Source organism: Streptomyces sp. NPDC050418 (assembly GCF_044458745.1).
Classification (GTDB): Bacteria; Actinomycetota; Actinomycetes; order Streptomycetales; family Streptomycetaceae; genus Streptomyces.
This window is the reverse complement of the sequence record NZ_JBITIG010000010.1, coordinates 155180-168788: the sequence shown is the minus strand read 5'-3', so window position 1 is coordinate 168788 and position 13609 is coordinate 155180. Positions and strand designations below refer to the sequence as shown.

At 70.9% G+C, this 13609-nt stretch carries 13 protein-coding genes; 8 read left to right on the top strand and 5 right to left on the bottom strand.

From position 1 onward, the window contains the following. Positions 1-110: 110 nt before the first annotated feature. On the bottom strand, positions 111-887 hold the full coding sequence (locus tag ACIBI4_RS24835; protein ID WP_399206221.1) for a VOC family protein: 777 nt from the start codon (positions 885-887) through the stop codon (positions 111-113). Positions 888-1235: 348 nt separating this feature from the next. Between ACIBI4_RS24835 and ACIBI4_RS24830 the strand changes: the two genes are divergently transcribed. Further along, entirely contained in the window at positions 1236-2084 is an 849-nt protein-coding gene (locus ACIBI4_RS24830; protein WP_399206220.1) for a sulfurtransferase, read from the top strand. 69 nt (positions 2085-2153) lie between these two features. Here ACIBI4_RS24830 and sepH read toward each other — a convergent pair whose 3' ends face one another. Beyond that, positions 2154-3236, bottom strand: coding sequence for a septation protein SepH (sepH, locus tag ACIBI4_RS24825; RefSeq protein WP_399206219.1), 1083 nt, complete (start codon positions 3234-3236; stop codon positions 2154-2156). A 483-nt stretch (positions 3237-3719) separates the two neighbouring features. Here sepH and ACIBI4_RS24820 point away from each other — a divergent pair, with 483 nt between their 5' ends. Further along, positions 3720-4694, top strand: a complete 975-nt coding sequence (locus tag ACIBI4_RS24820; protein WP_399206218.1) for a hypothetical protein — start codon at positions 3720-3722, stop codon at positions 4692-4694. A gap of 39 nt (positions 4695-4733) precedes the next feature. Here the strand turns inward: ACIBI4_RS24820 and ACIBI4_RS24815 are convergent, their stop codons facing one another. Next, positions 4734-6068, bottom strand: coding sequence for a D-arabinono-1,4-lactone oxidase (locus ACIBI4_RS24815; RefSeq protein WP_399206217.1), 1335 nt, complete (start codon positions 6066-6068; stop codon positions 4734-4736). After that, complete coding sequence (locus ACIBI4_RS24810; RefSeq protein ID WP_399206216.1) at positions 6013-7269, bottom strand: MFS transporter; 1257 nt, start codon at positions 7267-7269, stop codon at positions 6013-6015. The genes ACIBI4_RS24815 and ACIBI4_RS24810 overlap by 56 nt, the downstream gene beginning before the upstream one ends. A 105-nt stretch (positions 7270-7374) precedes the next feature. Between ACIBI4_RS24810 and ACIBI4_RS24805 the strand changes: the two genes are divergently transcribed. Beyond that, positions 7375-8502, top strand: a complete 1128-nt coding sequence (locus ACIBI4_RS24805) for a ferrochelatase (protein ID WP_399206215.1) — start codon at positions 7375-7377, stop codon at positions 8500-8502. Positions 8503-8512: 10 nt separating this feature from the next. Continuing rightward, positions 8513-9307 (top strand): inositol monophosphatase family protein, encoded by a 795-nt coding sequence (locus ACIBI4_RS24800; RefSeq protein ID WP_399206214.1) that lies wholly within the window; start codon positions 8513-8515, stop codon positions 9305-9307. Positions 9308-9397: 90 nt separating this feature from the next. Here the strand turns inward: ACIBI4_RS24800 and ACIBI4_RS24795 are convergent, their stop codons facing one another. Then, on the bottom strand, positions 9398-9559 hold the full coding sequence (locus tag ACIBI4_RS24795) for a hypothetical protein (protein WP_162929413.1): 162 nt from the start codon (positions 9557-9559) through the stop codon (positions 9398-9400). A 458-nt stretch (positions 9560-10017) separates the two neighbouring features. On the opposite strand from ACIBI4_RS24795, the gene ACIBI4_RS24790 reads away from it, so the two are divergent. The 4 genes from ACIBI4_RS24790 (at position 10018) to ACIBI4_RS24775 (ending at position 13588) form a co-directional block, all read left to right on the top strand. Continuing rightward, positions 10018-10671 carry a response regulator transcription factor gene (locus ACIBI4_RS24790; protein WP_052575660.1) on the top strand — a complete coding sequence of 218 codons (654 nt, stop codon included), beginning with the start codon at positions 10018-10020 and terminating at the stop codon, positions 10669-10671. Between the two features lie 7 nt (positions 10672-10678). Further along, the gene (locus ACIBI4_RS24785; RefSeq protein WP_399206213.1) at positions 10679-11926 is read left to right on the top strand and encodes a sensor histidine kinase; all 1248 of its coding nucleotides are present in this window, start codon (positions 10679-10681) and stop codon (positions 11924-11926) included. 394 nt (positions 11927-12320) lie between these two features. Then, positions 12321-12617 (top strand): DUF4193 domain-containing protein, encoded by a 297-nt coding sequence (locus ACIBI4_RS24780; RefSeq protein WP_093611216.1) that lies wholly within the window; start codon positions 12321-12323, stop codon positions 12615-12617. Positions 12618-12631: 14 nt separating this feature from the next. Then, positions 12632-13588: a hypothetical protein gene (locus tag ACIBI4_RS24775; protein ID WP_399206212.1), complete on the top strand. Its 957-nt coding sequence runs from the start codon at positions 12632-12634 to the stop codon at positions 13586-13588. The last annotated feature ends 21 nt before the right edge of the window (positions 13589-13609 follow it).

Genomic DNA, 13609 nt, shown 5'->3' with positions numbered 1-13609 from the left:
CTCCTGCGGACAGCACGTGCGTTTTGGTACGGATTGCGACTTTAGGCCAGTGCAAGGGACCCCGCACGTGGGTCCGCACTGCCGTGTCGCTCCGTCACACGCTGCCGCGTCTACGCGTCCGCACTCCGCACGACGTTGAACGTCGCCCCTTCGGGATCCGCCACCGACGCCATCCGCCCGTGCCCGCTGTCGTACGGGCCGCGCAGGACGTGACCGCCCAGCTCACCCACCCGATCCACCGTCTCGTCCACGTTCTCCACCTCGAAGAACGTGGTCCAGTGCGCCCCGCGGTCCCGCGGCAGCCCATGGCCGACGCCATGGATCGCGGCGACCTGGCGGCCGGCGGCGGAGAGCGAGAGATAGTCGAAGTCGGCCGAGACCACGGGCTCCTCGGTGTACCCGAAGACGGTCTGGTAGAACTTCGCGACCGAGGACGTGTCCTGCGTGACCAGCTCGTTCCACACGGGTGTGCCCGGCACGCCCACGCCGCCGGCGCCGCTGTGCTCACCGCCCTGCCACACCCCGAACACGGCACCCGCGGGGTCCGACGCGATCAGCAGCCGCCCGGCGCGTTCCGCGTCGAGCGGTCCCACGCCGATCGTGCCGCCGCAGTGCCGGATCGTGTCGGCCGTCGCGTCCACGTCGTCGGAGGCCAGATACGGGGTCCAGGCGACCGGCAGATGCCGGTCGTGCGGCATGACCCCGATCCCGGCGACGTCGTGCCCGTCGAGGACCGCGCGCACATACGGTCCCAGCTGCCGCGGCCCGGGCCGGAACTCCCAGCCGAACAGCGCGCCGTAGAACTTCTGCGTACCGGCCAGTCCGTGCACCATCAGGCTCACCCAGCAGGGCGTGCCGGGCGTGTGCCGAGCTGCTGACTCGGTCATCGTGACTCTCTCCTAGGGCCTGTCCGGCGGATCATGCCTGGGACGGGCCGGTCTGGCACGCCCATCTGCTGCGTTGTCGTCACTCGCCGACGCTCCGCGTCGACTCCCTCCTCCGCCTTGCACCTGGACGCACCAGACCGCCCCTCACCACTCCGTTCAAGGCGCTGCAGCCCGACGGCGGCATGATCCGCCGGACAGGCCCTAGGGGCCGCGACCCGTCGCATGACGGAGACCCGTCGCTCGACGGGCGGTCCGGCAGTGCAGGGCTGTCCAGCGGTGCAGGTGGTCCGGCGATGCAGGCTATTGGCCCCTTCCCAGGGCGGGAAGCTTTTAGGCAAGGATGTGCCCATGAATGCCATCATCTCCGCTGCCGAACTGGCGAGCGAGTCGAAGGGCCCGAACCCTCCGGTCCTGCTCGACGTCCGCTGGCAGCTCACCTTGGCCACGGCGGCCGGTCAGCCGCCCTTCGACGGGCGGGCCGCGTACGAGGCCGGCCACATCCCCGGCGCCGTCTACGTCGACCTGGACACAGCCCTTGCCGGACCGGCGGGTACGGGCGGCCGCCACCCCCTGCCCGACCTGGACGTCTTCGGTGCGGCGATGCGCGCGGCGGGCGTCCGCGCGGACCGTCCCGTCGTGGTGTACGACGGCGGCCAGGGCTGGGCCGCGGCCCGTGCCTGGTGGCTGCTGCGGTGGGCCGGACACCCGTCGGTACGCGTGCTCGACGGCGGTCTGGCGGCGTGGTCGGGCGAGTCGGCCACGGGCACGGAGTCCGTGGAACCCGGCGACTTCGTCCCCCGCCCGGACTCGATCCCCGCCCTCACCGCGGACGACGCCGCCGTCCTGGCCCGCGAGGGGCTCCTCCTGGACGCCCGCGCGGGCGAGCGCTACCGGGGCGAGGTCGAGCCCATCGACCGCGTCGGCGGCCACATCCCGGGCGCGGTCTCGGCGCCGACCACGGAGAACGTGACCCCGGACGGCCGCTTCCTTCCCGCCGCTCAACTGACCGAGCGCTTCGACGCCTTGGGCACGTCCGCCGTGTCCCGCGTGGGCGTCTACTGCGGCTCGGGCGTCTCCGGCGCCCACGAGGTCCTCGCCCTCGCGGTGGCAGGCATAGAGGCGGAGCTGTACGTGGGTTCGTGGTCGGAGTGGTCCGCGGACGAGTCCCGCCCCGTGGCCACGGGCCCGAATCCGTAGGCAGGGCCCCGCAGCATGCCGAGAGGGCCGCACCGATCCCGGTGCGGCCCTCTCGGACAAGCGGAACACTCAATCCTTCTTCTTGCGGCGCGTGCCGAACACGATCTCGTCCCAGCTGGGGACCGCAGCCCGTCGCCCGGGCCGCACCCCGTCCGCCTCGGCCTGCCGGTCCGTCGTACCGACCAGCCGGTCACGGTGCCCGGCCACCGACCGCGGCATCAGAACATCCGCATACGCGGACCCCGCCGACGCCGCAGGAGCGGGCGGCTCCTCGACCTCGGGCTCGGCGACAGGCGGCTCCTCGGCCAGCCGCTCCGGGGGAGCGGGCGGCGCGGGAGGAGCGGCCGCGGACGGCCGCTCCGGCACCACCAGGTCGCCACGGAAACTCGGCACCGCCTCCAGGAGACTCGTGAGCGAGTCCCGCTCGGAGGAGCCCGTGGACTCCTCCACCGGCTCCGGCGCGGGCGCCGGGATCTGTGGCCGCTCCAACTGCCGGTCGAGCGCACGGTCGAGAGGCCGGTCCCGCGGCAGCCGCGCGATCCGCGGCACGAACGGGAAGCTCGGCTCGGGCGCCGCGATGTCGTCGGACTCGCCGATCAGCGAGCGCGCCTCGTCGTCGACGGCCGCCACGAGCCGCCGCGGAGGGTCATATGTCCAGCTCGCCGAGTGCGGCTCACCCGCGACCCGGTACACGAGCAGCACTTCCCACGTGCCGTCGTCACGACGCCACGAGTCCCACTGGACGGTGTCCTTCTCGACGCCGCGCAGGAGCAGCCGCTCCTGGACAGCCTCGCCGAGCTGGGGTCCTGCGTTCTCACCGGGGCGGCGGACGGGAGTCTTCCGGGCACGCTCGGCCATGAAGGCGCGCTCCGCGAGCACGGGACCCTCGAAGCGGCGTACGCGATCGACCGGAATGCCCGCGAGCTGGGCGACCTCTTCCGCGGTCGCACCCGCACGTATACGCGCCTGGATGTCCCGGGGGCGCAGATGCGACTCGACCTCGATCTCGATCTGGCCGAGGCGTGGCCGGTCGCCGCGCACGGCGGCGCGCAGGCGTTCGTCGATCGGAAGGGTGTACTCCGTTGAGTCCGCAGCCTTCAGCACCAGCCGTGTGCCGTCATTGGAGACGGCCACGACACGCAGTTCGGGCATGGGGACCTCCCGGGTGGTGCCTGCCGACGTCACGTACGTCGCTGCTTCCGCTAGTCGAGTGTGGCCTGCCCGGGTGCAGCCTGCCACAACCTTGCCGAGTTGCCCGGCGTGTCGGGCATGGGTCCTTGATCGCCGTTATGGCACGGTTACCTATTCGCCACGCAAAGTGACCGAAGTTGCCCACAATGGTCACCCTGTGCAGCGATCCCCCTCCCGAAGGTCCCTCACGGGCCCCTGGGTACCCAGGCGGGAGTCCGAACCCAGGGCTCGCAACAGTACTCCATTCGGGCCACGTGAGTGGACCGCCGCGCCGCCGAAGTTGTCCCGCGGCAAGGGAGTTGACCCCTGCCGCACCCATATCCCCTGCTTACAGGGGTGTGCTGCTTCACAGAAACTCCGGAAACGGAACTATCCGCTTCGCCCATAAGTCCCTTCTGGGTAGCAGTCGGAAGACTCGGATGAGTCGCAACTCAAGGGACGGGGATGGCGCAGCAGCCGGAAACCGGGGCAGAACCGAAGAAGAAGCGCATCGACCTCAACGTGCCGCAGGTGGCCGGAGGTGCGCTCGCGGCGGTCGTCGCCGCGAAGATGGCGTCAAGTTTCGGGGTGTACGGCACGATCCTGGGTGCCGGTGTCATGAGCGTCATCGCCACCTGCGGAGGCTCGGTCCTGCAGCACTTCTTCCGGCGTACGGGGGAGCAGGTCAAGGAGGCCGCGGAGAAGGCGAAGCCGGCCCGCGGCCGTCGGACACCGGTGCGGGCTCCGTCCACGGACCAGGCGGCCACCACCGCCGACGCCGAGCGGACGATGCTGCTCAAGTCCCTCGACGCCACCCAGGTGTTGGGCACCGCGAGCGCCGCACGGGATGCCGACGAGACCCGGCTCCTGCCCCGCGCCGACGCGCAGGACCGTCCCACCCGCATGCTCGGCACGGCCGTCGGACCGTACGGCGAACCGCTCACCGCCGGCGCGCAGAGCGGCTACAGCGACTCGGGCGTGCAGGGCAAGCGGATCCGCAGCTGGAAGCGGCCGCTCATCGCGGCCGCCGCCGTCTTCGGTGTGACGATGGGCGGTATCACGGTGTACGAGGCCGTGGCCGGCGAGAACCTCTCCGGGACCGACGGGTCGACGCTGACCAGCGTGTTCACCGGCGGCAGCGGCGGCGGCGACCACCGCACCCCGACGGACACCCCCTCGTCCCCGCAGGAGGACCCGTCCACCGGCGGCCGCGACGGTCAGGACACCGCGACACAGGACCCCGGCACCACCGCCCCGGACGAGGACGGCACGGGCGACGACGGGAGCGACGGCGGCGACTCCGGCGACGGTGGCAAGCCGACGCCCACCCCGACCCCGACACCCACTCCGACCCCCACCCCGACTCCCACACCCACGCAGGACGACCCCACAGGGGACCCGCAGACGCAGGACCCGCGGGACGGCGCCGTGGCCGGATGAGCCGTGGCGGGGCGGCAGTCCGGGCAGGAACGCCGTGACTCAGTCGCCCAGGACCCGCCGCAGGTAGTCGTTGCCGAAGACCCGGTCCGGGTCGAGGCGGTCGCGCAGGGCGGTGAACTCGCCGAAGCGCGGGTAGACCGAGGCGAAGTACTCGGCGTCCCGCGTGTGCACCTTGCCCCAGTGCGGCCGCCCGCCGTGCGCGGTGAAGATCCGCTCGGCGGCGGTGAAGTACGCCTGGTAGGGCGTGCCCTTGTACATGTGCACCGCGATGTACGCGCTCTCGCGGCCCGAGGCCGTGGAGAGCGCGATGTCGTCGGCGGGAGCCGTCCGTACCTCGACGGGGAAACTGATCCGCAGGTTCGAGCGGTCGACCATGTCCCGCAGCTCACGCAGCGCGTCGACGAGCTCCTCGCGCGGCACCGCGTACTCCATCTCCACGAAGCGCACGCGGCGCGGAGAAGTGAAGACCTTGTAGGGGATGTCGGTGTACGTACGGGCGGAGAGCGCCTTGCTGGAGATCTTCGCGATCGTGGGGATCGTCCCCGGCACCGCGCGGCCCAGGGAATTGACCACCTGGAACAGCCCGTTGGAGAGCAGCTCGTCCTCGAAGAAGCCGCTCACCTTGCCCACCGGCTGCTCGGGGCCTGCGCTGCGGTTGTTGCGCTTGGTGTTGCAGTTGCCCGTGTGCGGGAACCAGTAGAACTCGAAGTGCTCGTTCTCGGCGTGCAGGGCGTCGAATTCGGACGTGACCCGGTCGAAGCTCATCGGCTCCTCGCGCGCGGTGAGCAGGAAGACCGGCTCCACGGCGAAGGTGATCGCGCTGATCACACCGAGTGCGCCGAGCCCGATCCGGGCCGCCGCGAAGACCTCCGGGTTCTCCTTCTCGGAGCAGTTCAGGACCGAGCCGTCGGCCGTGACGATCTCAAGGCCCTTGATCTGCGCGGAGATCGAGGCCGAGTCGCGCCCGGTGCCGTGGGTGCCGGTGCTGGTGGCGCCCGCGACCGTCTGCTCCATGATGTCGCCCATGTTCGTGAGCGAGAGGCCCTCGCGGGCGAGCGCGAGATTGAGGCGCTTGAGCGGGGTGCCGGCCTCGACGGTGACCGTGCCGGCCTCGCGGTCGAGGCTGCGTATCCCCGTCAGGAGGTCGGGCCGGATCAGCAGGCCGTCGGTCGCCGCCGCCGAGGTGAAGGAGTGGCCGGTGCCGACGGGCTTGATCCGGCGGCCCTCCGAGGCCGCACGGCGGACCGCCGCGGCGAGCTCCTCGACCGAGGCGGGCGTGACCTCCTGCGCGGGCCGCGCGGTGACGTTGCCCGCCCAGTTACGCCACGTTGTCCCGGACGCCGTCGCGCCGCTCGCCGTGCTCGTCGTACCCATCAGGTCCTCCCCGCTGCGGAACCGGCCTGGTCAGCCGGCGGTAGCCGAGGAACCCGATCACGACCGCGACACCGCCCGCGACCGCGGGCACCACGTACGCCCGGTCCGCGCCGACCGCGTCGATGACCCAGCCGGCCGCCGACGAACCGAGAGCGATACCGACCGCGAGGCCCGTGGAGGTCCACGTCATGCCCTCGGTCAGCTTCGCCCGGGGTACGTGCTGCTCGACGAGGGCCATCGTCGTGATCATCGTCGGCGCGATGGAGAGGCCCGCGACAAACAGCGCCACGGCCAGGGACAGCAAGTTCCCGACCAGTAGGAGGGGGATCATACTCACGCCCATCGCACACACGCCCACGAGCCACCGCTTGGCGGCCGGGCCCTTGAAGTGCATGAGTCCGAAGACGACACCGGCCAGACAGGAACCGGCCGCGTACACCGCGAGCACCAGGCTTGCGGCCTCCTTGGCGCCCTCGTGCTCGGCGAACGCGACGGTGACGACGTCGACCGCGCCGAAGACCGCACCGGTCGCCACGAAGGTGGCCATCAGGACCTGAAGTCCCTTGGAGCGCAGGGCGCTGCCGCCGGTGTGGTGCTCGCGCGGATGCGGGACCGGTTCGGTGGCGTGCTGCGCGGTCAGCCAGAAGGTGCCGATCGCCAGGAAGACACCGGCGAGCAGCGGGCCCGCCTCGGGGAACCAGACCGTGGACAGACCGATCGAGATGATCGGCCCGAAGATGAAGCAGATCTCGTCGACGACGGATTCGAAGGAGTACGCGGTGTGCAGCCGCCGCCGGTCGTCGCGGTACACGTCCGCCCAGCGCGAGCGCACCATCGAGCCGAGCGACGGCACGAAACCGACCAGCGCGGCACACAGGAAGAGCGTCCAGTCCGGTGCCTCGAACTTCGCCGCGAGCAGCAGCGCGGTGACGGCGGTGAGCGAGACGAGCGTGGCCGGGCGCAGGACGCGTGCCTGCCCGTAGCGGTCCACGAGCCGTGAGATCTGCGGGCCGAGCACGGCGGCGGAGAGCGCGAGCGTCGCGGAGAGCGCGCCGGCGAGTCCGTACCGCCCGGTGAGCTCGGAGATCATCGTGACGACACCGATGCTCATCATGGCCAGCGGCAGCCGCCCGATCAGTCCTGCCGCCGAGAACGACAAGGTCCCGGGCGGCGTGAATATCTCGCGGTAGGGGCTGGCCAAGGAGTGCTCCGGTAAGGCGTGTGACGGGTGCTTACAGCTTACGGCCGGGGGATCGCAGAGCGCGCGCCGATTTCACCGCCGGACGGACGACCTAGGATCGGGAACATGTCCCACGCGCCCGACCCCCGCCCGTACGACGCCCTGCTGCTGCTCTCCTTCGGCGGCCCCGAAGGACCCGACGACGTGGTCCCGTTCCTGGAGAACGTGACGAAGGGGCGCGGCATCCCGAAGGAGCGGCTGAAGGAAGTGGGGCAGCACTACTTCCTGTTCGGCGGCAAGAGCCCCATCAACGACCAGAACCGCGCGCTGCTCGACGCCCTCCGCAAGGACTTCGCGGAGCACGGCCTCGATCTGCCGGTCTACTGGGGCAACCGCAACTGGGCGCCGTACCTGACGGACGTGCTCCGCGAGATGGTCACCGACGGCCACCGCCGCATCCTGGTCCTCACCACCAGCGCGTACACGTCGTACTCGGGCTGCCGCCAATACCGCGAGAACCTCGCGGACGCCCTGGCCGCCCTGGAGTCCGAGGGACTTCCGCTGCCGCGGATCGACAAGCTGCGGCAGTACTTCAACCACCCCGGTTTCGTGCGCCCCATGATCGACGGCGTCCTGAAGTCGCTCGCCGAGCTCCCGGAGGGTGTGCGCGAAGGCGCCCACCTCGCGTTCACCACGCACTCCATCCCGGACGCGGCCGCCGACACCTCGGGTCCCGCCGAGGGCCACGGCGAGGGAGGCGCGTACGTACGGGAGCACCTCGACGTCGCGCGGCTGATCGCCGAGGCCGTGCGGGAGGAGACGGGCGTCGAGCGGCCGTGGCAGCTCGTCTACCAGTCGCGTTCCGGCGCCCCGCACATCCCGTGGCTGGAGCCCGACATCTGTGATCACCTGGAGGAGCGGCACGGCGCGGGCGTGCCCGCCGTCGTGATGGTCCCGATCGGGTTCGTCTCGGACCACATGGAGGTCCTCTACGACCTCGACACCGAGGCCACCGCGAAGGCCGCCGGGCTGGGCCTGCCCGTGGCCCGTTCGGCCACGGTCGGCGCGGACCCGAGGTTCGCCGCCGCCGTCCGCGACCTGGTCCTGGAGCGCGCCGGATCGGAGCGCGGCGAGGCCGTCACGCCCTGCGTGCTCGGCGCCCTGGGCGCGGGCCACGACCTGTGCCCGGTGGGCTGCTGCCCGGCCCGCGCACCGAAGCCGGCGGCCGCGGGCGCCGACAGCCCCTACGTGTAAGGAACGTGCAGTGACCAGTTCCCAGGCCCTCCTCGACCTGGCCCTCGAAGCCGCCCACAAGGCCGGTGTCTTCCTGCGCGAGGGCCGGCCCGCCGACCTCGGCGTGGCCGCCACCAAGACCAGCGCGGTCGATGTCGTCACCGAGATGGACATCGCCTCCGAGAAGCTGATCACCGGCTTCCTCGCCGAACACCGTCCCGACGACGGCTTCCTCGGCGAGGAGGGCGCCAGCCGCGAGGGCACCAGCGGCGTCGAGTGGGTCATCGACCCGATCGACGGCACCGTCAACTACCTGTACGGACGCCCCGCCTGGTGCGTCTCCATCGCGGCCCGCAAGGACGGCGAGACGGTCGCCGGCGTCGTCCACGTGCCGATGCAGGACGAGACGTTCCACGCCGTCCTCGGCGGCGGCGCCCACCTGGGGGAGCGGCGCCTGGGCGTCAACCCCGCGCCGGAGCTCGCCCTCGCCCTGCTCGGCACCGGCTTCGGCTACCTCGAGGAACGCCGGATCAAGCAGGCCGACGTGGTCCGCGAGCTGATCCCGCAGGTCCGCGACATCCGCCGCGGCGGCTCCGCGGCCATCGACCTGTGCGATGTCGCGGCGGGCCGCCTCGACGCGTACTACGAACGCGGCCTGAACCCCTGGGACTTCGCCGCCGGCGACCTGATCGCCCGCGAGGCCGGCGCGCTCGTGGGCGGCCGCCTGGGCGCGGAGGCCTCCGGCGAGCTGCTCCTCGCGGCCCCGCCCGGCCTCTTCGAGACGCTCAGGGAGCAGCTGGACCGGCTCGGCGCCTGGCACGACTGAGACCCCGCCCGACGGCACGCGAAGGGGCCCACCGCATGGAGTGCGGTGGGCCCCTCACGTCTTCACATGGAACCGGCGGTACGGATCGCGCTAGGCGACCTGTACCCCGTGCTCGGCAGCGAGGCGATGAAGATCGTCTAGCTCGGCCTGCTCCACTTCCGCCAGGAAGTCGTCGCCGTCCTCGCGCGCCTGTGTGAGGTCGGACTCCGTGGCCTTTATGCGCTGCAGAAGCCCTGCGGTGAATGCGTCCATGGTGCGCCCCCTCGTCGTGGGTCGAGTGTCGGTGGCACGGGGGTGTGCCCTCGGGAAGGGGCGATCACGTCTCTTGCCGCCACCGATGCGGACCGGGTGCCGCTCGGCGTATGCGGTTCGTGGCGTGCCACTTGCAAAGAGTGATCGCGGATGTAAGGCCGTCCTCCCCTGGGTTCCTGTCGCGGAAACCTCAACCCGCGGACAGATCTCCTGATTCCCGTACGGGCGTCGGTAATTGCCCCGGGCACCACCGGGCACCCCGCGCGCCCCGCACGCCCCCGAGCAGGGACGGCAGCCGTCTTACAGCCGGTTTACGGGCCAAAGGGGCAGGATGGAGACATCACCATGTGACCGGAACCTGTCGCTCGCGCGCCCGGACGGTCGGTGACGCGGCCCACTGCACCAGCGGGCATCACACGATCCAGCCCGCTCACCGGGCTCACAGAAGGGACAGCGACGTGCGCGTACTCGTCGTCGAGGACGAGCAGCTGCTCGCCGATGCCGTGGCCACCGGGCTGCGCCGCGAGGCCATGGCCGTGGACGTCGTGTACGACGGCGGCGCGGCCCTGGAGCGCATCGGTGTCAACGACTACGACGTCGTCGTACTCGACCGCGACCTCCCCGTCGTCCACGGCGACGACGTCTGCCGGAAGATCGTCGAGCTCGGGATGCCCACGCGCGTCCTGATGCTCACCGCCTCCGGTGACGTCAGCGACCGTGTCGAGGGCCTGGAGCTCGGCGCGGACGACTACCTGCCGAAGCCCTTCGCGTTCACCGAGCTGACCGCGCGCGTGCGCGCGCTCGGCCGGCGCACCACCGTCGCGCTGCCGCCCGTCCTGGAGCGGGCCGGCATCAAGCTGGACCCGAACCGCCGCGAGGTCTTCCGCGACGGCAACGAGATCCAGCTCGCCCCGAAGGAGTTCGCCGTCCTGGAGGTGCTGCTGCGCTCCGAGGGCGCCGTGGTCTCCGCGGAGCAGCTTCTGGAGAAGGCCTGGGACGAGAACACCGACCCGTTCACGAACGTGGTCCGCGTGACCGTCATGACCCTGCGCCGCAAGCTCGGCGAGCCTCCGGTGATCGTCACGGTCCCCGGTTCCGGCTACCGGATCTGAGCCGCCGGTGGCCGCCACCCCGGCGCCGCCATCGGCGCCGCCCAAACCGACGTGGGACCCCCACAAGACGGAGCCGCCCTTCCCGTGGCTGCGTCCGACCATCCGCATAAGGCTCACCCTGCTGTACGGCGGGATGTTCCTGATCGCGGGAATCCTGCTGCTCTCGATCATCTACTTGCTGGCCGCGCAGGCCGTGCATGTGGGTAATGAGATGCCGTTCCGCATCGTCAGCGGCGACGTCAAGATCGACTCCAGCTCCTGTCCCGCACTCAGCGGACGGGAGTTCAGCAGCGTCGACGCCTTCAACCAGGCCGCGCGCGTCTGCGTCGACCACCAGCGCCAGAAGGCCCTCGACGACCTCCTCAGCCGCTCCTTGCTCGCCCTCCTGGGCCTCAGCGTCATCGCGTTCGGCTTCGGCTACGCGATGGCGGGACGTGTCCTGTCCCCGCTCGGCCGGATCACCCGGACCGCCCGCCAGGTGGCCGGCTCGGATCTGACCCGGCGGATCGAACTGGACGGTCCGGACGACGAGTTGAAGGAGCTCTCGGACACCTTCGACGAGATGCTGGACCGTCTGGAGCGCGCCTTCACGGCCCAGCAGCGGTTCGTCGCCAACGCTTCGCACGAGCTGCGTACGCCGCTGGCGATCAACCGCACGCTCCTCGAGGTGCACCTCTCGGACCCGGGCGCGCCGCCGGAGTTCCAGCAGCTCGGCAAGACGCTCCTGTCCACGAACAAGCGCAGCGAGGAGCTGGTCGAGGGCCTGCTCCTGCTGGCCCGCAGCGACAACCAGATCGTCGAGCGCAAGCCCGTGGACCTCGCCGAGGTCGCCTCGCGCGCGCTCGACCAGGTGCGGCCGGAGGCCGAGGAGAAGGGCGTGGAGATCCGCGGAGAGCGCGGTCTCGCCGTCGTCCAGGGCAATGGCGTGCTCCTGGAGCGGATCGCCCTGAACCTCGTCCAGAACGCCGTGCGCTACAACCTCCCGGCCGACGGCTGGGTGCAGGTCACCACCGAGGTGAAGGACGGCCAGGCGGTGCTCGTGGTCTCCAATACGGGCCCGGTGGTGCCGGCGTACGAGGTGGACAACCTCTTCGAGCCCTTCCGGCGTCTCCGTACGGAGAGGACGGGGAGCGACAAGGGCGTGGGCCTCGGACTGTCGATCGTGCAGTCGGTGGCGCGGGCTCACGGGGGCCGTATCATCGCCGAGCCGCGTGAGGGGGGTGGTCTCGTGATGCGAGTCACCCTGCCCATCTGAGATGCTGTCGCGACTGCGCGCCGATGTTCGCTTTTAGCGGAATTTTCGGGACCTGCTCCCGGGAGATCCGTGTGGAATCGATCACAGGGGCGAATTTTCGGCCATCTACTCTCCGTGATCGGAAGGGCAGCCGGAAAGCCGGGAAAAGTCCGGGTTTTCGGGGGTCTTGATCACGGGAAGTACACGGGGTGGCGCCCGTGAACTGCGATCGAAGGACCGTGTACGGTCCCGATCGCGATCCCAGCCGCGCCTCTTCGAGGGGTGCGGTTGGGTGTCGATTGAGTAACAGACCTTGATGTGAGGCAAAATCTCCGCCTCGGGTCGGGCACAAGTCCGGCCTCTCACGCGTTACGTGCGCTGGAGACACCGCAGACACCCAGAGGGGGAGAGCGACATGGCAACGGATTACGACACCCCACGCAAGACCGATGACGACGTCGAGTCGGACAGCATCGAAGAGCTGAAGGCCCGGCGGAACGACAAGTCGACCTCGGCCGTCGATGTAGACGAGTTCGAGGCGGCAGAAGGCCTGGAGCTGCCCGGAGCAGACCTCTCCAACGAGGAGCTTGCCGTCCGGGTCATGCCCAAGCAGGCGGACGAGTTCACCTGCATGAGCTGCTTCCTGGTCCACCACCGCAGTCAGCTGGCACGAGAGAAGAACGGCCAGCCGATCTGCCGCGACTGCGACTGAGGCGTGGGTCGGCCGTGAAGGGTTCGACCCCGCCGAGGAAGCGGCTGCTGCGGCGGCGCAAGCCGGAGGAGTGGCAGGCGGGCGGCTCGCAGACGCCCGCACCGCTCGACGGCACACGTGACGACGGGCGAGGCCCTGGGGCCTCGCTCGAAACCACGGATGCCGGCGCGGCCCCCGCGCCCGCGGGTCGCACCGCGGGCGCAGAGCTCTCGACCACGGACGGCGGCGTACCGGGCATGGCCCGTGCGCGCCGGATCGACAAGGTCAGGCAGAGCGTGCGCAAGGGCCAGGAAGGCGCGAAGGCCGGTATCGGCTATCTCGCCGACCGCGTGATGGAGAACGCGCCGCGCGTTCCCGTCCGCGATCTGGCCACCCTGCGGCGGCAGTTCCCGGGCCTGGGCCCCGAGCAGCTCGCCGACAAACTTGTCGCCGGCGCGGCCAACGCGAGCTCGACCGTGGGCGCCGGTGTGGGCGCCGCGGCGATGCTGCCGGTGCCGCCCGCGATGCCGGCCGAGATGGCCGCGGAGATCACCGGTGTGGCCGCGATCGAGCTGAAGCTGATCGCCGAGCTGCACGAGGTGTACGGGCTGCGCCCGCCCGGCAACCTCAAGTCCCGCTCGACCTCGTATCTGACGTCCTGGACGGAGGAGCGCGGCATCGACGTGGCGAAGCCGCAGACGATAAACGCGGCGCTCGGCGGGCAGATGAAGCGCGAGCTGCGCCAGCAGATCATGAAGCGCATGGTGCGGAACCTGCCGAACCTGATGCCGTTCATGGTCGGCGCGGCCGTGGGCGCGGTGATGAACCGGCGCGATACGAAGAAGCTCGCGGAGAAGGTGCGCGCGGATCTGCGGCGGCACCAAGTGGCCTGGGACGAGCTGGAGTCGCTGCCGGCGCTCGAACGCCCGGAGAACCCCGTGGATCCGCTGAACCCGCTGGCGGGGCCGGGGCGCTCCGCACTCGAAGGCTGAGCGGCGGCCGGCGGTGACCGA

Excerpts from the sequence above, each read along its gene's own strand:
- ACIBI4_RS24780 (WP_093611216.1), top strand. The coding sequence starts at position 12,321 with ATGGCAACGGATTACGACACCCCACGCAAGACCGATGACGACGTCGAG.
- ACIBI4_RS24835 (WP_399206221.1), bottom strand. The coding sequence starts at position 887 with ATGACCGAGTCAGCAGCTCGGCACACGCCCGGCACGCCCTGCTGGGTG.
- ACIBI4_RS24820 (WP_399206218.1), top strand. The coding sequence starts at position 3,720 with ATGGCGCAGCAGCCGGAAACCGGGGCAGAACCGAAGAAGAAGCGCATC.
- ACIBI4_RS24830 (WP_399206220.1), top strand. The coding sequence starts at position 1,236 with ATGAATGCCATCATCTCCGCTGCCGAACTGGCGAGCGAGTCGAAGGGC.
- sepH (WP_399206219.1), bottom strand. The coding sequence starts at position 3,236 with ATGCCCGAACTGCGTGTCGTGGCCGTCTCCAATGACGGCACACGGCTG.
- ACIBI4_RS24795 (WP_162929413.1), bottom strand. The coding sequence starts at position 9,559 with ATGGACGCATTCACCGCAGGGCTTCTGCAGCGCATAAAGGCCACGGAG.
- ACIBI4_RS24815 (WP_399206217.1), bottom strand. The coding sequence starts at position 6,068 with ATGGGTACGACGAGCACGGCGAGCGGCGCGACGGCGTCCGGGACAACG.
- ACIBI4_RS24805 (WP_399206215.1), top strand. The coding sequence starts at position 7,375 with ATGTCCCACGCGCCCGACCCCCGCCCGTACGACGCCCTGCTGCTGCTC.